At 64.6% G+C, this 18,664-nt stretch carries 19 protein-coding genes; 11 read left to right on the forward strand and 8 right to left on the reverse strand.

From position 1 onward, the window contains the following. Nucleotides 1-253: 253 nt before the first annotated feature. The 3 genes from prfB (at nucleotide 254) to MRBLSP13_RS04925 (ending at nucleotide 2,502) form a co-directional block, all read left to right on the forward strand. Nucleotides 254-1,381, forward strand: a complete 1,128-nt coding sequence (gene prfB, locus MRBLSP13_RS04915; protein ID WP_363739329.1) for a peptide chain release factor 2 — start codon at nucleotides 254-256, stop codon at nucleotides 1,379-1,381. Continuing rightward, the gene (locus MRBLSP13_RS04920) at nucleotides 1,381-2,100 is read left to right on the forward strand and encodes a class I SAM-dependent methyltransferase (protein WP_363739330.1); all 720 of its coding nucleotides are present in this window, start codon (nucleotides 1,381-1,383) and stop codon (nucleotides 2,098-2,100) included. Before prfB ends, MRBLSP13_RS04920 begins: the two co-directional genes overlap by 1 nt. A 102-nt stretch (nucleotides 2,101-2,202) precedes the next feature. After that, the gene (locus MRBLSP13_RS04925; protein ID WP_363753091.1) at nucleotides 2,203-2,502 is read left to right on the forward strand and encodes a PilZ domain-containing protein; all 300 of its coding nucleotides are present in this window, start codon (nucleotides 2,203-2,205) and stop codon (nucleotides 2,500-2,502) included. A 14-nt stretch (nucleotides 2,503-2,516) separates the two neighbouring features. Here MRBLSP13_RS04925 and MRBLSP13_RS04930 read toward each other — a convergent pair whose 3' ends face one another. From MRBLSP13_RS04930 to MRBLSP13_RS04940, 3 genes are read right to left on the reverse strand one after another with little or no spacing between them, the layout of a single operon-like run. Further along, nucleotides 2,517-2,672, reverse strand: coding sequence for a hypothetical protein (locus MRBLSP13_RS04930; RefSeq protein ID WP_165363307.1), 156 nt, complete (start codon nucleotides 2,670-2,672; stop codon nucleotides 2,517-2,519). A gap of 15 nt (nucleotides 2,673-2,687) precedes the next feature. Beyond that, nucleotides 2,688-3,401, reverse strand: a complete 714-nt coding sequence (locus MRBLSP13_RS04935; RefSeq protein WP_363739334.1) for a hypothetical protein — start codon at nucleotides 3,399-3,401, stop codon at nucleotides 2,688-2,690. 4 nt (nucleotides 3,402-3,405) lie between these two features. Beyond that, on the reverse strand, nucleotides 3,406-4,629 hold the full coding sequence (locus tag MRBLSP13_RS04940) for a toxic anion resistance protein (RefSeq protein ID WP_363739336.1): 1,224 nt from the start codon (nucleotides 4,627-4,629) through the stop codon (nucleotides 3,406-3,408). Nucleotides 4,630-4,785: 156 nt separating this feature from the next. On the opposite strand from MRBLSP13_RS04940, the gene MRBLSP13_RS04945 reads away from it, so the two are divergent. The 4 genes from MRBLSP13_RS04945 (at nucleotide 4,786) to MRBLSP13_RS04960 (ending at nucleotide 10,496) form a co-directional block, all read left to right on the forward strand. Continuing rightward, complete coding sequence (locus MRBLSP13_RS04945; RefSeq protein WP_363739338.1) at nucleotides 4,786-5,121, forward strand: DUF485 domain-containing protein; 336 nt, start codon at nucleotides 4,786-4,788, stop codon at nucleotides 5,119-5,121. Next, complete coding sequence (locus tag MRBLSP13_RS04950) at nucleotides 5,118-6,812, forward strand: cation acetate symporter (RefSeq protein ID WP_363739340.1); 1,695 nt, start codon at nucleotides 5,118-5,120, stop codon at nucleotides 6,810-6,812. The genes MRBLSP13_RS04945 and MRBLSP13_RS04950 overlap by 4 nt, the downstream gene beginning before the upstream one ends. Before the next feature lie 120 nt (nucleotides 6,813-6,932). Then, entirely contained in the window at nucleotides 6,933-8,753 is a 1,821-nt protein-coding gene (gene typA, locus MRBLSP13_RS04955) for a translational GTPase TypA (protein ID WP_363739342.1), read from the forward strand. Nucleotides 8,754-9,173: 420 nt separating this feature from the next. Further along, a complete protein-coding gene (locus MRBLSP13_RS04960) occupies nucleotides 9,174-10,496 on the forward strand; it encodes a NupC/NupG family nucleoside CNT transporter (RefSeq protein WP_363739343.1) in 1,323 nt (440 codons plus the stop codon). Nucleotides 10,497-10,528: 32 nt separating this feature from the next. On the opposite strand, the gene egtD is transcribed toward MRBLSP13_RS04960, so the two are convergent. Together egtD and egtB are read right to left on the reverse strand one after the other, a co-directional pair. Beyond that, a complete protein-coding gene (gene egtD, locus MRBLSP13_RS04965) occupies nucleotides 10,529-11,485 on the reverse strand; it encodes an L-histidine N(alpha)-methyltransferase (protein ID WP_363739344.1) in 957 nt (318 codons plus the stop codon). A 4-nt stretch (nucleotides 11,486-11,489) separates the two neighbouring features. Beyond that, the gene (gene egtB / locus MRBLSP13_RS04970; RefSeq protein ID WP_363753093.1) at nucleotides 11,490-12,758 is read right to left on the reverse strand and encodes an ergothioneine biosynthesis protein EgtB; all 1,269 of its coding nucleotides are present in this window, start codon (nucleotides 12,756-12,758) and stop codon (nucleotides 11,490-11,492) included. Between the two features lie 135 nt (nucleotides 12,759-12,893). Between egtB and coaBC the strand changes: the two genes are divergently transcribed. Genes coaBC through MRBLSP13_RS04990 form a run of 4 tightly spaced genes read left to right on the forward strand, consistent with a single transcriptional unit; the run spans nucleotide 12,894 to nucleotide 15,715 of the window. Beyond that, nucleotides 12,894-14,150, forward strand: a complete 1,257-nt coding sequence (coaBC, locus tag MRBLSP13_RS04975; RefSeq protein WP_363753095.1) for a bifunctional phosphopantothenoylcysteine decarboxylase/phosphopantothenate--cysteine ligase CoaBC — start codon at nucleotides 12,894-12,896, stop codon at nucleotides 14,148-14,150. Further along, nucleotides 14,125-14,586: a dUTP diphosphatase gene (gene dut / locus MRBLSP13_RS04980; protein WP_363739350.1), complete on the forward strand. Its 462-nt coding sequence runs from the start codon at nucleotides 14,125-14,127 to the stop codon at nucleotides 14,584-14,586. Before coaBC ends, dut begins: the two co-directional genes overlap by 26 nt. Further along, entirely contained in the window at nucleotides 14,586-15,362 is a 777-nt protein-coding gene (locus MRBLSP13_RS04985) for a HesA/MoeB/ThiF family protein (protein WP_363753097.1), read from the forward strand. The genes dut and MRBLSP13_RS04985 overlap by 1 nt, the downstream gene beginning before the upstream one ends. Further along, a complete protein-coding gene (locus MRBLSP13_RS04990; RefSeq protein ID WP_363753099.1) occupies nucleotides 15,350-15,715 on the forward strand; it encodes a DsrE/DsrF/DrsH-like family protein in 366 nt (121 codons plus the stop codon). Before MRBLSP13_RS04985 ends, MRBLSP13_RS04990 begins: the two co-directional genes overlap by 13 nt. A gap of 57 nt (nucleotides 15,716-15,772) precedes the next feature. Here the strand turns inward: MRBLSP13_RS04990 and MRBLSP13_RS04995 are convergent, their stop codons facing one another. From MRBLSP13_RS04995 to MRBLSP13_RS05005, 3 genes are all read right to left on the reverse strand, one after another. Further along, entirely contained in the window at nucleotides 15,773-16,846 is a 1,074-nt protein-coding gene (locus tag MRBLSP13_RS04995) for a M48 family metallopeptidase (protein WP_363753102.1), read from the reverse strand. A gap of 5 nt (nucleotides 16,847-16,851) precedes the next feature. Continuing rightward, entirely contained in the window at nucleotides 16,852-17,928 is a 1,077-nt protein-coding gene (locus MRBLSP13_RS05000) for a YjgN family protein (protein ID WP_363753105.1), read from the reverse strand. Between the two features lie 120 nt (nucleotides 17,929-18,048). Further along, entirely contained in the window at nucleotides 18,049-18,486 is a 438-nt protein-coding gene (locus MRBLSP13_RS05005) for an ExbD/TolR family protein (protein WP_133653428.1), read from the reverse strand. Nucleotides 18,487-18,664: the final 178 nt, after the last annotated feature.

Consider the following 18,664-nt stretch of genomic DNA (forward strand, 5'->3'; position numbering starts at 1 on the left):
ATTCCGCCTTCACCGCTCTATCCCGCATCCCTCTTTGAAACGTCCGATGAAAACCCCGCCCAGGCACACGCGCGCCCGGGCACGCGCGCGCATACACTGTGAACTTCGACGAAAAACGGCCATTTCCCGCCAATCCTTCCGTGCAGGTCGGCAAGGATTGAATCTTCCCAAATCGGCCGCCCTCGGATAGGGGCAGGCATTTGATGCGTTTGCCGGTCTAGAAGCCAAGCGCCCGACATTCTGGAGATGCCCCATGCGCGCCGAAGCGCAGCAATATATTGACCGCATTGACGCCGCGCTGGATCTGCTGCGCCGCTTCCTTGACTGGGATCGCGCCCTTCGCCGCCTCGATGAGCTGAACGCCCGGGTCGAGGATCCGACCCTGTGGGACAATCAGAAGCTCGCGCAGGAGGTGATGCGCGAACGCACCCGGCTCGAGGCCGCGATCGGCGCGACCCGCGCGATCGAGAGCGAGAAGAACGACACCGCCGAACTCATCGAAATGGCAGAGGCGGAGGGCGACGAGGATATGGTGAGCGAAGCCATCGCTTCGCTCAAGGCGCTGGCCGACCGTGCCGATGAGGACAAGATCAGGGCACTGCTCGCGGGGGAGGCCGACGCCAGCGACACTTATCTCGAAATCCACGCCGGCGCCGGCGGGACGGAAAGCCAGGACTGGGCGGAAATGCTCAGCCGCATGTACCGTCGCTGGGCGGAGCGCCGCGGCTACAAGGTCGAACTGGTCGACTATCAGGCCGGCGACCAGGCGGGCATCAAGTCCGCCACCTTCCTGTTCAAGGGCGAGAATGCCTATGGCTACGCCAAGACGGAGAGCGGCGTGCATCGCCTCGTCCGCATCAGCCCCTATGACAGTTCGGCGCGGCGCCACACCAGCTTCTCGTCGGTCTGGGTCTATCCGGTGATCGACGACAATATCGATATCGAGATCAACGAAAGCGACCTCAAGATCGATACCTATCGCGCATCGGGCGCAGGCGGCCAGCACGTCAACACCACCGACTCCGCCGTTCGCATCACCCACGTTCCCTCGGGCATCATCGTCGCCTCCCAGAACGACCGCTCGCAGCACAAGAACCGCGCGACCGCGATGAACATGCTGAAGGCGCGCCTCTACGAGGCGGAACTGCGCCGGCGCGAGGAAGCCGCTTCGGGCGAATATCAGGCCAAGACCGAGATCGGCTGGGGCCACCAGATCCGTTCCTATGTGCTTCAACCCTATCAGCTCGTGAAGGATCTGCGCACGGGCGTCACATCGACCTCGCCCGACGACGTGCTCGACGGCGCTCTCGATCCCTTCATGGCGGCCGCCCTGTCGCAGAAGGTGACGGGCGAGAAGGTGGATGTGGAGGATGTCGACTGATGAAGGCCCCGGCGCTGGCGGGCTGCTTGCTCCTGCTGGCGGGCTGCGGCCCGTTTTCGTCGGACCGCAATGGCGACCGCGCGCCGGGCGCGCGCGCCTTTCCCCGCGCCGACCGTCCGGTCGCGCCGATCGTGTCCACCCGCTGGTCGAGCGAGGAAGCGCGCGACCGGGTGAACGAAGCGGAAGACATCATGAACCGCGCCGGCATCCATCCCGGCATGACAGTGGCGGATATCGGTGCAGGCGAGGGCTATTATACCGTGCGGCTCGCCAAGCGGGTGGGGGATGGCGGCCGCGTCCTGGCGGAGGATATCATGCCCGAAGTGATCGAGGCCCTGTCCCGCCGCATCACCCGTGAGAACTGGCGCAACGTCAGCGTCCGCCTGGGCGCACCGGAAGATCCGAAACTGCCTGCAAACAGCTTCGACCGCATCCTCATGGTCCACATGTACCATGAAATCGCGGAACCCTACGCCTTTCTCTGGAATCTCAGTCCCGCGCTCAAGCCGGACGGCGAACTGATCGTGGTCGACGCCAACCGACCGACCGACCGGCATGGCACGCCGCCGCGCCTCCTGTCCTGCGAACTGGCGGCCATGGGTTTCCGTTTGGAGGAACTGGTGCCGAAACCCACGGCCGGCGGCTATTTTGCGCGGTTCAAGCGGGTTACCGCCCGGCCGGAACCCTCCTCCATCGTCCCTTGCGCCCTCCGACCCTGAGCTCCCTGATGCCGCGAGGCTTTCCATGCGTATCACGGATGATGGACGGATGGCGATTCTTCACGCGCTTGACGATCGGATGCCTTGGGGACAAGGCAGGGCATGATTGATCCCAATCGCACCGCAGGACAGCGGCGGCTTGATCCGCGCCACAAGATGTTCAGCCCCGTCGCCCTGCATCTCGGCGATACGCAGACGCGGGCGCATTTTCTCGACCTTTCCTCCTCGGGCGCGCTTGCGCATTGCGAAACGCCGCCGTCGGCCGGCGCCTATATCATGGTCGAGGCCGCGGGAGTGCAGGCGAGCGGCCGTGTCATGTGGGTCGTCGGCAAGCGTTTCGGCATCCGGTTCAGCCAGCCCCTGACCGAACCGGCCATGGCCGTGCTGATCGAAGGCGCCTGACCCCTTTTACGCCCTCAACCCTTTTGCCGCCATTTCCGGAACAGCGACGCGCCCAGCAGGCCGCCGCCGACAAGCGCCGCGATCGCCCCGCCCGCACTCGCCAGAGCCCAGGCTCCGGCCGCCAGCAGACCGGTCAGGAAATCAACGATGATCAGCGTCAAATGGATCATCACCGTAGGAAGACGTCAGTCCTGCCCAAGTTCCTTCGCTTCCTGATATTTGAGTTCCAGGAAGCGGTTCTGCACCGCCAGCTTGTCAAGGTCGCCGCTGGCCAGATTCTCGCTCATCCGCGCAATTTCGGCATCGATCACCCCCAATCCATCGATCAACTGCCGTTCGGGAATGCGGCCGTTGCGCTCTTCCCGCCGCAGCGGTTCGGGAATGGACTGGTAGCCGGTGACGAGTTCGGGCAGGTGATCGGTCAGCAATTTCCGGATTTCCTGGGCCGCCGGATCCTGTTCGCCCAGCCGTTCGAGTTGCGGCGCCAGGGTTTCCAGCTTGACGCCGATGCTGTCGACCAGGGTAACGGCCGGTGCGGGCAGGGCCTTGCGCTGGTTTTCCAGCCAGATTTCGGTTTGCAGGGGCAAAGCCGTGAGGGCGGTATCCGCCAACGCCTCGGCGCGCACTTTTTTCTCGCCGGGGGCAATGGCAATCAGCAGCACCGCCGCCATCATGACGCCCAGCGCGATCATCACCCCGGTCGTGCCGAGCGGGGTGATGAAGCCCGCCACCGCGCTGGCGACCAGAACAGCGACGATCGCCCAAAAGGCAAATTTGACCTTCCGCATCAGCGCGGCATTGCGGCGGTGCCGGGCGCGCGCCGACAGGCTCTGTCCGCGCTCGCTGTGGCGGCGGAGAACGGCCTCCGCGTCGGCCAGCACGCGGTCGGAACGACTCATTTCCTCAGGCCTCGATCGAACTCAGCAGCGGATTATCGGCGCGGGCCTGGTTTGCGGCCTGCGCCTGCCCCTCGGCACGCGCGATATAGCCCTTCGACTTCTCGACCTCGTTCGACAGCGTGGTCACCGTCGTCTTCATATTCTCCAGCGCCTTCAGCTTGAACGTGTCGATATTGTCCATCGTATCGTAGATATTCTGGAAGGCGCGCTGCAGCGTCTCGATCGGAATGGTGCTGGACGCCGCCTGCTCGTGAATCTGCGCTGTCTGGTTCTTCAGCATCTCGCCCGTCGAATCGATCATGTTCGCGGTCGTCGTGTTGAGTGCGGTGATCTGCTCCAGCACCAGGCGTTGCCCGACCAGCGCCTGCGCCACGGTAACGGCGGTACGCAGCGCCGCGACGGTCGTCGTGCTGGCGCGATCGACACCTTTCACCAGTTCGACATTGTTCTTCTTGACGAGGTCCAGCGCCAGATAACCCTGCACCGTCACCGCCATCTGCGTCAGCAAGTCCTGCGTGCGCTGGCGGATATAGAAAAGCGCGCTTTCGCGGATCGCCTTGGCCTTGGTGGGATCGATCGAATCCAGTTCCAGCGCCTTGGCCTCCAGCCGGGCGTCCAGCGCCTTGCTGATATGGATCATCTGTTCCAGGCGACCCATCGTCGCCCACATATTCTGCCGCTCGACATCGATCGCGGCATTGTCCTTGATCAGCACGTCCTTGCCGCTGGCGAGCGACCCGAGGATCGAATTGATGTGGCTCTGCGCACTCTTGTAGCTGTCGAAATAGTCGCGCATCCGATTGCCGAAGGGGATCAGGCCGAACAGCTTTTTTGGTGCGGTCAAGCTGCCGCGCTTGCCGGGATCGAGATCTTCCACAGTGCGGCGCAGTTCGGCCAGGTCCGCGCCGACCTTGCTGTCGCTGTCCATGGCGCGCACCGGCCGGTCCAGGAATCGGTTGGAATGCCCTGCGGCCTCGGCGATTTCCTTGCGCCCCATATTGGTGAGCTGGTCGACCCGCTGGCCGAATTCCGGCGAATTGGCGTCCTGCGCGACGAGATCGTCGATGAAGGCATCGACCTTCTCGTCGAGCTTTGACTTTTTGTCCTCGTCCAGCGGTACCAGGCCGGCCGCCTTTTCCGGCGCGACGGGCGGCACCGGATCGGGCGGGGTCAGGTTCAGCATGTCGCCGGAAGTCGTTGCGGCAGCGGTTGGCGCGGTCGAAGCCATGTTATCTCCCAGAAGCGCGTGGCGGGTCCGCTGTCATATGTGCATAAAACAGTGGGGCCGCAAGTCTGCCACAGCGTTATAAGGGCGCCCTGGTTGCCATTGCAATCGTCTGAGGTCTGGTTAGGATAACTCGGACAAGATGAGCAGGGGGATCAGATGAAAGGCCGGGAAGAAGCATGGGTGGCGGCGGTTGTCGCTGACCCCCGCTATCATGCACTGGTGGCGGCGCGCGCGCGGCTTGGATGGCTGCTCTCCATCATCATCTTCACGGCCTTTGCAGGTTATCTGCTGCTGATCGCGTTCGACAAGGCGCTGCTTGGCGCGCCGATCGGGACGGGCGTCACCTCCATCGGCATTCCCGTGGGTCTCGGCCTCATCCTGTTGGCGATCGCGCTCACGGGCGTCTATGTCGCCCATGCCAATCGCCATCATGACGCGCGGATGGCTGCGATCCTTTCGGATCATGTTCCCTCGCAGGAGTATGATGCATGAAGGGGTTTGTTACTGCCCTGGCGCTCCTGTTTCCCATCCCTGCCTTCGCCGCCGCGCTGGAGGGGGAGGCGCAGCGCCAGCCGTTGAACCTGGTCGCCATCCTCATGTTCGTCGCCTTTGTGGGCCTGACGCTCTGGATCACCAAGGCAGCGGCGGCGCGGACCCGTACCGCGTCCGACTTCTACACGGCGGGCGGCGGGATCAGCGGTTTCCAGAACGGCCTCGCCATGGCGGGCGATTATATGTCGGCGGCCTCCTTCCTCGGCATTTCGGCGCAGATCTTCAACGACGGCTATGATGGGCTCATCTACTCCACCGGCTTTCTGGTCGGCTGGCCTATCCTGCTGTTCCTGATGGCGGAGAGGTTGCGCAATCTAGGGCGCTACACCTTTGCCGATGTCGCTTCCTACCGCTTCGCCCAGCCACCGGTGCGCAGTTTCGCGGCGGTCAGTACCTTGCTGGTCGTCAGCTTCTACCTGATCGCGCAGATGGTGGGGGCGGGGCAGCTCATCAAATTATTGTTCGGCTTGCCCTATGCCGTGGCGGTGGTGATCGTCGGCGCGCTGATGATGCTCTATGTCCTCTTCGGCGGCATGCGCGCGACGACCTGGGTGCAGATCATCAAGGCAGTGCTGCTGCTAGGTGGCGCCAGCTTCATGGCGCTGATGGTGCTGGCGCAGATGGGCTTCAGCCTTGAAGCGCTGTTTGCCCGCGCGGTGGAAGTGAAGACTGAGGCCGCGCTTTCCAGCGGGGCCGCCATGGCTGAAGCGGCGGAGCGGGGCCGGTCGATCATGGGTCCGGGCAATTTCATCAAGGATCCCGTTTCGGCCATTTCCTTCGGCCTTGCACTGATGCTGGGGACGGCAGGGCTGCCGCATATCCTGATGCGTTTCTTTACCGTTCCGGATGCGAAGGAAGCGCGCAAGTCGGTGCTCTGGGCGACCGGATGGATCGGCTATTTCTACATCCTGACCTTCATCATCGGTTTCGGCGCGATCGTGCTGGTGGGGACGGACGGCAATTATCTGGACGGAGAAGGCGCGCTCCGCGGCGGCGGCAATATGGCGGCGATCCATCTGGCGCATGCGATTGGCGGCAATGCCTTCCTGGGCTTCATTTCGGCGGTGGCGTTCGCGACCATCCTTGCCGTGGTGGCTGGGCTGACGCTTTCGGCGGCATCCGCGGTCAGCCATGATCTCTACGCTACGGTCTTCAAAAATGGTCGGGCGAGTTCGGCGGACGAACTGCGCGTGTCGCGGTTGACCACGCTGGCGCTGGGTGCGCTGGCAGTGCTGCTGGGACTGGTGTTCGAGAAGCAGAACGTGGCCTTCATGGTCAGCCTTGCCTTCGCGTTGGCGGCGTCGGGCAATTTTCCCGTGCTGATCCTCTCGCTGCTCTGGAGCGGCTGCACCACCCGTGGCGCGGCATGGGGCGGGACCATCGGCCTGTTGACGGCCTTTGTCCTGACCCTGCTGTCACCCACGGTCTGGACGACCACCTTCGGTCTGGGACCCGCGCCTTTTCCCTATAGTTCGGCGGCGATCTTTTCCGTTCCGGCGGGTTTCCTCTCGATCTGGCTGATCTCTCTGCTTGACCGATCGCCGCGCGCTGCGGTGGACAGGGCGGGCTATACGGCGCAGCGGGTGCGGGCGGAAACCGGAATAGGGGCCTTCGCCGCGTCCGACCATTAAAGGCGGCGTCCGTCGTCGCGCAGAACTTGCCGCAGCGCGTCATTTCCTGTAGGGGCGCGCCCGATAGTCCTGAGCAGGCGCGGTGCCGGCCGGGAAACCTTAAATCCCGAAGGCAGTTGCATGTCCCTGCGTAATATCGCGATCATCGCGCACGTCGACCATGGCAAGACCACGCTCGTCGACCAGCTTTTCCGCCAGTCCGGCACCTTTCGCGACAACCAGCGCGTCGAGGAACGGGCGATGGATTCGAACGACCTGGAAAAGGAACGCGGCATCACCATCCTGGCGAAGCCCACCTCGGTCGAATGGAACGGCACCCGCATCAACATCGTCGACACGCCCGGCCACGCCGATTTCGGCGGTGAGGTGGAGCGCATCCTGTCCATGGTCGACGGCGTGATCCTGCTGGTCGATTCGTCGGAAGGCGCGATGCCGCAAACCAAGTTCGTGACTGGCAAGGCGCTGGCGCTGGGCCTGAAGCCCATCGTCGTCGTCAACAAGGTCGACCGTCCCGACGAGCGTATCCAGGAAGTGCTGGACGAGGTGTTCGACCTGTTCGTGACGCTGGATGCCACTGACGAGCAGCTCGACTTCCCGGTGCTCTACGCTTCGGGCCGCAACGGCTATGCCAATGAAGACCCGTCGCTGCGTTCGGGCACGCTGGAGCCGTTGTTCCAGAAGATCGTCGACCATGTGCCGCCGCCGGCGCTGGACGTGGACGCGCCGTTCAGCTTCCTGGTGACGTTGCTTGACCGCGACAATTTCCTGGGTCGTGTCCTCACGGGCCGCGTCAATTCGGGCACGCTGAAGGTCAATCAGGCGATCCATGCCATTGATGCGGACGGCAATGTGCTGGAAACCGGCCGTGCGTCGAAGATCCTGTCCTTCCGTGGCCTGGAACGCGTGCCGGTGGAAGAAGCCAGGGCGGGGGACATCATCTCGCTGGCCGGCCTGACGGTCGCGACCGTCGCCAACACCATCGCCGATCCGTCGGTCACCAGCGCGATCCGGGCCCAGCCGATCGACCCGCCGACCCTGTCGATGCGCTTTGCCGTCAATGATTCGCCCATGGCGGGCCGCGAAGGCAGCAAGGTGACCAGCCGCATGATCCGCGACCGCCTGATGCGCGAAGCCGAATCCAATGTCGCGATCAAGGTGACGGAATCGGCGGACAAGGACAGTTTCGAAGTCGCCGGTCGCGGTGAACTTCAGCTTGGCGTGCTGATCGAGACGATGCGCCGCGAAGGCTTCGAACTCGGCATTTCGCGTCCCCGCGTGCTGTTCGGCGAGGACGAGAACGGCAACCGGACCGAGCCCTATGAGACTGTCGTGATCGACGTGGACGATGAGTTCTCCAGCACGGTCGTCGACAAGATGAACCAGCGCAAGGCGGAAATGACCGACATGCGCCCGTCGGGCGGCGGCAAGACCCGCATCACCTTCTCCGCACCCTCGCGCGGCCTGATCGGCTATCACGGCGAATTCCTGTCCGACACGCGCGGCACCGGCATCATGAACCGGCTGTTCGAGAAATATGGCCCGCACAAGGGCAATATCGAAGGCCGCAAGAATGGCGTGCTGATCTCCAACGGCGTGGGTGAGGCGGTGGCCTATGCCCTTGGCCCGCTGGAAGAGCGCGGCGTCCTGATGGTCGGCGTGGGCGAAGCGCTCTACGAAGGCATGATCATCGGCCAGAACGCCAAGCCGGAAGACCTGGAAGTCAACCCGATGAAGTCGAAGGCGCTGACGAACTTCCGCGCTTCGGGCAAGGACGACAGCATCCGCCTGACCCCGCCATGGAAGATGACGCTGGAACAGGCCATCGCTTACATTGACGACGATGAAATGGTCGAGGTGACGCCCAAGAACATCCGTCTGCGCAAGCGCTATCTCGACCCGAACGAGCGCAAGCGCATGTCGCGGGCCAAAGCCGCCGCCTGATCTGGCGGAAGGACGAAAAAAGGGGCTGGCATCGCGAGATGCCGGCCCTTTTTGCGTTTGGAAGGTCCGGAATGGGCCGTTTTCCGCCGAAGTTCACACCATATGCGCGCGCATGCGCGCCCGCGCGTAGCGTTCGGGGCAATGATTTCCACATGTCAAAGACGGAGCGGGAATAGGCAGGCCGGGGGATGTAGGACAGGATAAAAATGGTGCCGGATCGCGGAATAGGATGCTTTTTCGCCCGCCGTGGCACGGAGGATACAGTTGGTTGGGGAGACCTTGCCTCCGGCCATCGTCCCGCTGCCAGCAAGGCCCGCATATCGCCTCCACAACCGCCTGTTTCACCTTCGCAAAGCTGCTGGCTTCCGTGCTGCGCGCTCTTTATGGTCGCGCAATTCTTTCTTCCCGCGAAAGCTCCTCATGCACCTCCTCACAGGCCTAGCCGGTATCGCGCTGATCCTTGCCATTGCCGTCGCCCTTTCTTCCGACCGCCGCGCCATCCGGCTTCGCGTCGTCGGCGCGGCATTCCTGTTGCAGGCGGGCATTGCCCTGCTGGTGCTTTATGTCCCCGCCGGACGCGCCGCCATCGCCGGCATATCGCGTGGCGTGGCGAACCTGCTCGGCTATGCGCAGGCTGGAACGGATTTCATCTTCGGCCCGCTCGCCAAGCCGGAGATTGGCGGCGCGAGCTTTGCCATTGCCGCCTTGCCGGTGATCATCTTCTTCGCCAGCCTGGTTTCGATCCTCTACCATCTGGGCATCATGCAGCAGATCGTGCGCTGGGTCGGCGGCGCGATCGAGAAGGTGACGGGCGTTTCGAAGGTCGAAAGTCTCTGCGCCGCCGCCAACATCTTCGTCGGGCAAAGCGAAAGCCCCCTCGTCATCCGCCCCTATCTGGCGGGACTGACGCCGCCGCAGCTTTTCGCGGTGATGACCAGCGGCATGGCGGGGGTCGCGGGAACCATATTGGCCGCCTATGCCGCCATGGGCATCAAGATCGATTATCTGCTGGCGGCGAGTTTCATGTCAGCGCCCGGCGGCCTGCTGATGGCGAAGATCATGATGCCGGACGAAGCGGACCGTGAACCCGAACTTCCGCTGGGCGATCATCCCGACATCGTCCTTCCTGAAAACCGGATCGGCGGCACCGGCCCCGCTGTGCTGGCGCCGGAGGAAATGTCGCGCGATCCGATGCCGTCCGCCGCCCATGATGAGGAGAAGCCGGCCAACCTGATCATGGCGGCCGCGCAGGGCGCGCAGACGGGCGTGAAGCTGGCCGTGGCGGTCGGCGCCATGCTGCTGGCCTTCGTTGCGCTGGTCGCACTGGCAAACGGCATATTGGGCGGCATCGGCGGCTGGCTCGGCTATCCCGGCCTCAGCTTCCAGCAGCTATTGGGCTATGTCTTTTCACCGGTCATGTATCTGCTCAACATTCCCTGGACGGAGGCGCAGGTGGCGGGTGGCCTGTTCGGCACCAAGGTCGTGCTCAACGAGTTCGTCGCCTATATCAACCTGGGGCAGGTGCAGGGTGCGCTGTCGCCCGCGACCGTCGCCATCGTCACATTCGCGCTTTGCGGCTTCGCCAATTTCAGCTCGATAGCGATCCAGATGGCCGTCACGGGCAATCTGGCGCCGAGCCAGCGCCCGGTGATCGCCCGGCTGGGGGTCAAGGCGCTGGTCGCGGGCAGCCTGGCCAATCTGATGAGCGCGGCGCTGGCCGGACTGATGCTCAGCCTGCGCTGATCGTTCCGAATCCATTTGCTGTCCTGCGAAAGTCAGGCTTCTGCCAGGACGAGTGAAAACAGCCCCTCCTCATCGCTCCATTCGCGCACCGGTTCCCAGTCACCGGCGCGCAGCAGCAGCCTTTCGTCGCGTGGGCCATATTTATGGCTGCTTTCGGTATGGATCGTTTCGCCCTCCGTCATGCGGAAGCATTGGCCCGCGACGTGGAAGTGAAGCGGCCGCACCGCTTCCAGATGCATTTCAATCCGCGCCTTGTCGTCGTTCCAGACGGCGCGATGGACGAAGCCGTCCAATGGCAGGTCGCCGTCCAGTTCCCGATTGATGCGCCTGATCAGGTTGAGGTTGAATGCTGCCGTCACGCCGGCTGCGTCATCATAGGCGGCGACCAGCCGGCCGCGATCCTTGATCCGGTCCATGCCGATCAGCAGCATCGCTCCCTCGCCGAGAAGGCGCCGCATCGCCCGCAGCAGGTCGACCGCCGCATGGGGTTCCATATTGCCGATGGTCGATCCGGGGAAGAAGCCAAGGCGTGGCAGCCCGTCGATCGCGGTGGGCAAGGCCAGATCGGTGTTGAAGTCGCCCACCAGCGGCAAAACCGGCAAGCCCGGAAAGGCCGATGCCAATTGCGCGCTCGACGCATGGAGGAAGTCGCCGCTGATGTCGACCGGCACATAGGCGGCCGGATCGATGGCGCGCAGCAGATGGGGGGTTTTGCGTGCACTGCCCGCGCCGAATTCCACCACGGCCCGGCCGGGGCCGATCGCGGCGGCGAAATCCCGGCCATGCCGCTCCAGCAGGGCGGTTTCCGTGCGTGTCGGATAATATTCCGGCAGATCGGTGATCGCTTCGAACAGTTCCGAACCGCGCTGGTCGTAGAACCAGATGGGCGGCGTCGCCTTGGGCTCGCGGGACAGCCCCTCGATAATGTCCCGCCGGAAGGCCGGATCGGGGGCGGGCAGCGATGGCGGGGCATTTTCGGTCAGGAGCATCGCCTCACAGATCCTTTGCCAGCCGCAGTCCGGTGAACTGCCAGCGTTGATGGGGGTAGAAGAAATTGCGGTAGCTCGCGCGCAAATGACCCCGCGGGGTGGCGCAACTGCCGCCCTTCAGCACGAACTGGCCGGACATGAACTTGCCGTTATATTCGCCCACCGCACCCTCGGCGGCGCGGAAACCGGGGTGGGGGCGATAGGCGCTGCCCGTCCATTCCCAGACGTCGCCGAACATCTGCGTCAGGGCGGCAGCACCGTTCGCGGCGCGGGGGCGGGGGCAGGCCGCATCGTCCAACTGATTGCCGCTGGTAGGCGCGATATTGAGTGCCGCACTTTCCCATTCCGCCTCCGTGGGCAGTCGCGCGCCCGCCCATCGGGCATAGGCGTCCGCCTCATAGAGGCTGATATGGCATACCGGGGCGGCGGGATTGACCGGCTTGCGCCCGTCCAGGCCAAAGCGCGTCCAACCTCGTCCGTCCCGTCGCCAGTAAAGCGGCGCGTCGATCCGTTCCGCCTCTACCCAGGCCCAGCCGTCCGACAGCCAATGGGCGGCGTCGGCATAGCCGCCATCCTCCATGAAGCTGATCCATTCGCCATTGGTTATCGGCCGGTGCGCCAGGGCATGGGGGTGGAGAACCGCCTTGTGGCGGGGGGTTTCGCAATCGAAGGCGAAATCGCTCTTTCCGTCATCGCCGATCTCGACCAGGCCCTGCCGACCCTCGATCCAGTGGAGCGGGCCGGGAACGGGCGCCGGCAGCGCATTGGGCGCATCGTACAGGGCCGGCTCCAGCGGGTTCAGCGACAACAGATGCTGCATGTCGGTGAGCATGAGTTCCTGATGCTGCTGTTCATGATGAAGGCCGAGCAGCACCAGAGCCTGCGCATCGGGCATCAGCATCGGCAGCGCGGTGGTCAGCGCCGCGTCGACATGGGCGCGGTAGGCGCGGATTTCATCCAGCGTCGGGCGGGTGAGCATGCCCCGCATCGGCCGGGCGTGGCGTGGACCCTCGGCCTCATAGTAGCTGTTGAACAGATAGGCGTAATGCGGGTCGAAGGGCGTGTAGCCCGCCACATTGTCGCGCAGGACGAAGCTTTCGAAGAACCAGCTCACATGGGCCAGGTGCCATTTGGCGGGGGAAGCATCGGCCATGGACTGGACCGTGGCGTCCGCGTCCGACAGGGGCGCGGCGATCGCCTCGCTCAACGCCCGCACTTCGCGGTAGCGGGTCAGGAGGTCGATCTGGCCCGGTGCGGTCCGGCTTCTTGCCATGCATGCCCCTTCGATACGGTTGCGCCGCTCTCAACCAATAATCGCATGAGGGGGCCTGTAGGTTCCGACCGTCCCCGGCGCATCCATGGGAATTGCTGGACAAGGGCGCGTCGCTTGACCAAATGATGGCCAGTCATGACCAAGCGCATCCTTCTCATCGTGTCGGGCGGCATCGCGGCCTACAAATCGCTGGAGCTGGTGCGGCTGCTGCGCAAGCGGGGCATTGCCGTGCGGGCGGTGCTGACGGAGAGCGCCGGGAAATTCGTGACGCCGCTGTCGCTGGGCGTGCTGACCGAGGACCATGTCTATGGCGACATGTTCGACCTCAAGGAAGAGCGGGAGATCGGCCATATCCAGCTTTCGCGGCAGGCCGACCTGGTGGTGGTTGCGCCGGCGACGGCGAACATACTTGCCAAGATGGCCGGCGGCATTGCCGATGATCTGGCGACCACGTTGCTGCTGGCGACCGACAAGCCGGTGCTTGCCGTCCCAGCGATGAACGTGCGCATGTGGCATCATGCGGCGACGCAGCGGAACGTTGCCCAGCTCAAGGCCGACGGCGTGCATGTGATGGAACCGGACAGCGGCGAAATGGCCTGCGGCGAATTCGGCAAGGGCCGTCTGCCCGATCCCGAGGCGATCGCGGCGGAAGTGGCGCGGCTGCTCGCCCGGCCGCTTGCCGCCGATCCGCTTGCGGGGCAGCCGGATTTCGAGACGGCGGATGCGCCGCTTGCGGGACGGCATGTGCTGGTGACGGCGGGGCCGACGCATGAGCCGATCGACCCGGTCCGCTACATCGCCAACCGATCATCCGGCAAGCAGGGCTTTGCCATAGCGGCCGCAGCGGCGCGGGCAGGCGCGCGGGTGACTTTGGTGGCGGGCCCCGTACATCTGCCGACGCCAGCGGGCGTAAGCCGCGTCGATGTGGAAACCGCGCGGGAGATGCTGGCGGCGGTGGAAGGCGCGTTGCCGGCCGATGCGGCGATCATGGTGGCGGCCGTCGCGGACTGGCGCACGGCCGATGCCGCGAATCAGAAGCTCAAAAAGGATGGCTCCGGCAAGCCGGCACCCTTGGCCCTGGTGGAGAATCCCGACATCCTCGCCACGCTGGGCCGGCATGCGAAGCGTCCCACCCTGCTGGTCGGCTTTGCCGCCGAGACGCAGAAGATCGCCGAACATGCGCAGGCGAAGCTGGCGCGCAAGGGCGCCGACTGGATCGTCGCCAACGATGTGTCGGGCCCACCCGGCTCCAGCGTGATGGGTGGCGATTCCAACAGCGTGCACATTGTTTCGAAAGATGGCGTCGAGAGCTGGGACCATCTGCCCAAGGATGCCGTCGCCACCCGTTTGATAGAAAAGGTCGCTCATGTCCTCTCCTCTTCCGCCCATTGAAATCCGCCTGAAGCGCCTGCCCCATGGGGAGGGTCTGCCGGTGCCGGCCTATGCCACGGCGCATGCGGCGGGGCTGGATGTCGTGTCGGCGGAGGACGTCACCCTCGCGCCTGGCGGCCGGCATGCGGTGGCGACGGGTTTTGCCATGGCGATTCCGGAAGGTTATGAAGTGCAGGTGCGGCCGAGATCCGGTCTGGCGCTGAAACATGGCATCAGCCTGCCCAACACGCCGGGGACGATCGATGCGGATTATCGCGGCGAGTTGAAAGTCATATTGATCAATCTGGGCGAGGAACCCTTTGTGATCGCGCGGGGCGACCGGATCGCGCAACTGGTCGCCGCGCCGGTGCAGGTGGCCCGCTTCGCCGAGGTCGAGGAACTGGACGAGACGGCGAGGGGCGCGGGCGGCTTCGGATCGACGGGGGTGCGTAACTGATGGCATCACTCCCCCTCACCGACGATCAGCTTGAACGCTATGCCCGCCATATCGTGCTGAAGGAGATTGGCGGCGCGGGCCAGGCGCGGCTGTTGTCGGCGGATGTGGCGATCATCGGTGCGGGCGGGATCGGCAGCCCGGCGATCCTCTATCTCGCGGCGGCGGGGGTCGGGACCATCCGGGTGATAGACGATGATATGGTCGCCCTCTCCAATCTTCAGCGGCAGGTGCTGTTCGACACCGACGCGATCGGCGCGTCCAAGGCCGAAAGCGCGATGGCGGCCGTTGCGCGGCTCAATCCGGACGTGAAGCTGATCCCGATCAATGCCCGTATCGATGCGGACAACGCCGCGCTGATGCTGCGGGATGCCGATGTGGTGCTGGACGGTTGCGACAGTTTCGCGACCCGATTGGCGGTGGCTGATTGCACGCAAAAGTTGAGGATTCCCCTGGTTTCGGCGGCGGTCGGGCCATTTGAGGGGCAGTTGGCGACCTATCGCGGCTGGGAAGCGGGCAAGCCCTGCTATCGCTGCCTTGTCGGATCGCCGGAGGATGCGCCGGAGCGGAATTGTTCCGAAACGGGCGTGATCGGGGCGTTGACGGGCGTGATGGGCAGCCTGGCGGCGCTGGAGGTGATCCGCGCGCTGGTTCCCTTTGGCGAAGATATGGCGGGGCGCCTGCTGCTCGCCGACCTGCTGTCGATGCGGTTCCGGACCGTGGCGGTGCCCAAGGACGCCGCCTGCCAGGGCTGCGCCGCGGAACTATGCGCGAACTGAGGATCGTCGTCGCGACGGCGGATGCCGAGCGGCTGCGCGGCGCATTGGTGATGGCGGCGACCCAGGCGGCGCTGGGCGGCGGCGCGGTCCTGTTCCTGCAACAGGATGCGGTAGGGCTGTTGCGCATGCCCCTGGCAGCGCCCCTTGACGAAGCGCATCGGTCGGCGGGCCTGCCCTCGCTGGCGATGCTGATCGAAGAGGCGGTGGAATTGGGCGTGACCCTGCTCGCCTGTCAGAGCGGACTTGTGCTTTGCGGCATGTCGGCGGACGATCTGCCCAAGGGTGTGGAGGTTGGCGGGCCGATCGGGTTCCTGCAGCAGACGAGCGACGAGGCCCGGCTGATATTCGTGTGAGGTGGCTGGCCCGTTCATGGTGGTCGGGAAACGGGCGGTCTGCTGGAGACAATTGTCCTAGAAGGATTGGCCCCAGAATTTGGCTACCTTCGGATCGCTGGCGCAGGAGGTTCGCAGCGCCTGCCATTGCGCCTGATCCAGCGCCGGTCGGTAAGCTGTGCCCGGCTTGACGGCGGCGGCGAAGCGGCGGCGGCGTTCGGCGGACAGCGGATGGGAGGAAAGCCAGCTCATCGCCCGCGCTTCCGTGCCTTCATCCTTGCCGCCGATCCGATCGAAGAAGGCGGCGGTCGCGGCGGGCGAAATCCCGGCGGCGCGCATCTGGTCGATGGCGACCCCGTCCGCGGCAGTCTCCGCGCCGCGGCCGTAGCTCAGCGACAATACGCCGTTCAGATAATTGCCCGCATTGCCCCCCGCGCCGCCCAGCACGACGCTGAGGCCAAGCTGGCGGATGAGGCCCGTCATCGTGTCGCGGTGGCGCACATGGCCCAGTTCATGGCCAAGCACGCCCGCGACTTCATCGGCGGACTTTGCCTGCTGGACCAGTCCGTCGAAGAGGATGATCCGTCCCCCCGGCAATGTCACCGCATTCACCATCGGAATATTGGCAAGTGCGATGTCGCGGGCCTCATGGCCCGGGTCGATCCGTGCCGCCAGTCCCCTGAGCGCGGCGTCGCCCGCCGGCGTGTGGCAGAAACGGCCGCCGAAATCGCCCACCATGGCGTCGCCCATCCGGTTCTCCCAGGCGTGCGGGACGAGCGGGGCGATGGCGGCGGGTGCCTCGAGCGCGCCCCAGATGATGAGAGCGGCGGCGATGGTGAAGACGGCGGCCGCCGGCCACAGGCCGAAGCGGTCGATCCAGCGGCCATAGCGTTCGCCCTTCGGCAAATGGGTGGCGATGTCGGCTGGCGCTTCGCCGGAAAAGCCCATGCGCCAGCCGGGAACCGTCTTATGGCCATAGGCGGAACGATCGCCCTGCAGGCCGATGACGGTGAGGTCGCTCCAGTCGGCGGGCAGGCCCGCCCAGCCGCTTTCCGGCTCCTCCAGCACAAAGCCCGTGCCGGCGGGTCGCAGCAGGACTTCGCGCCGGACCGCCGTCACGCCGTCATAATGCCAGAGCCGGAAGTCGGACATGCGGCTTAGAAAGCGCCCACGTCGAGCGCGTCCAGCAGGCCCTCGCCATGGCGGCTGGTCTTCGTCTGCGACTGGGTGAGTTCGTCGGTATAGATGGTGCCGGTCACGCCCATATGGGTGACGAAGAATTTCCAGTGCCGATATTGCAGGAAGATCGAACCGACGCCGAGCGTGCAGACCACCAGCGCAATGTCACCCAGGAACAGCAATATCCAGTCCCTGGTCCGGGCGTAGAAATGGAAGTCGAGGCCGGTGAGCGACAGCCCTTCCACCGCTTCACGGAAGAAGCTGGCGTAGAAGGCGAGCGCGATGAGGCCGAGCCCCATATAAAAGACCAGCACGAGCGCGATGATGCCTATTATGACCCCGGCCATGCGGGAGCCCACATTGTCCTGCCCCGGAAAGCCCACCATGGCGACCATCACCCCTCCGCCCACGAACAGCAGGATCGGCAGGAGGTAGAAGAGCAGGAAACGCCTGAAGGTCGGGCCGTGATCGCCCGCGGCTTCGAAGGCATGCGGGCCGAAGCTCATCTTGTTCCAGCGCTCGTTCCACAGCGACATCATCGACCAGGGGATGAGCAGTCCGAGAGCCAGGCTGCCCACCGCGGACTTCCACATATAGGAAATGCCGTAGCCAAAGCCCTGATCGTCGCTGCCGCCCCGGATGCCGTGCCACCATGTCCGGCTGAGCCGGTAGCGCAGCGCGCGGAAGCGGGCGAGGCCGACCATGTAGAAGATCGTCACGAACGCCGCGAGCGTCAGTATCGCGGCTATCCCCTGATGCCCCTGGAGGATCAGCGCCTGCGCGCCGAATTGCAGGAAGAGGAAGGGCAGGCCGATCAGCACGACCACCATCAGGAAGCCCAGGAACAGTTCCTTGCCCGTGCCCGTCCATTCCAGCCGGTCGTCGATGAAGCGCGTATTCGCCCAGAGATAGCGCCGCGTGCGCGTCGTCGCCCAGAAACGGTATATGCCCAGCGTGACGATCGTCAGCAGCAGGTTGGTGAAGGCGATCGGCGCATAGTCGCGCCAGTTGCCCTCGAAAGCGAAGCCGTCGCCGCCTATGCGTTCCTGATCCATGATGCCCCCCTTTGGTCCCCGGTGGGAGAAGACTATGCCGGGAACCGTCGGTCAAGGGGTTTCATGGTTGTATGGAATGCTATCCCGCTGAAATCAGGCGGATCGGCATTTTACGGGTGATCAGAAGCTGGCGTAGCGTTCATTGCCGATGAAGCCGAGCTTCGTCACGCCTGACCGCCGGATGTCGGCCAGCACTTCATCCACCGTCACATAGCGGGCGCCGGCATCGGGCTGGAACTGCAACTCCGGTTCGGCAGGCAGGCGCAGCGACGCGGCAAGATATTGGCGGAGCGTCAGTCGGTCGACGGCCCCGCCGTTCCAGCGGATGGTACCGTCGGCGTCGATGCCGACCCTGTTCTTGACGGTGTCGACCGGTGGTGGGATCAGTTCCCTGGGGGTCTGCGGCAGGTCGACGCCGACGCTGTGCGTCTGGATCGGGATCGTGATGATGAACATGATCAGCAGCACCAGCATCACGTCGATCAGCGGCGTGGTGTTCATGTCCGACATTGGCGTTTCCCCGTCGCCCGGCCGGGGTCTTGCGAAGCTCAAGGCCATATGCATCCCTCCTGTTGAAATAATGATATAACAACACATGCATGATGCACCGACTGCGATGCACTGACAAGAGGGCTTCTCTGGCAAGAGGGCTTCTATTGACAGGGCGGGCGGCCCATTTATGGGGAAGGCGCGGCCCTTTTCGGCTGCGCAACCTGCATTTCAACAGAAAGACCCC

It is taken from the genome of Sphingobium sp. LSP13-1-1.1, assembly GCF_040676415.1.
Lineage (GTDB): Bacteria > Pseudomonadota > Alphaproteobacteria > Sphingomonadales > Sphingomonadaceae > Sphingobium.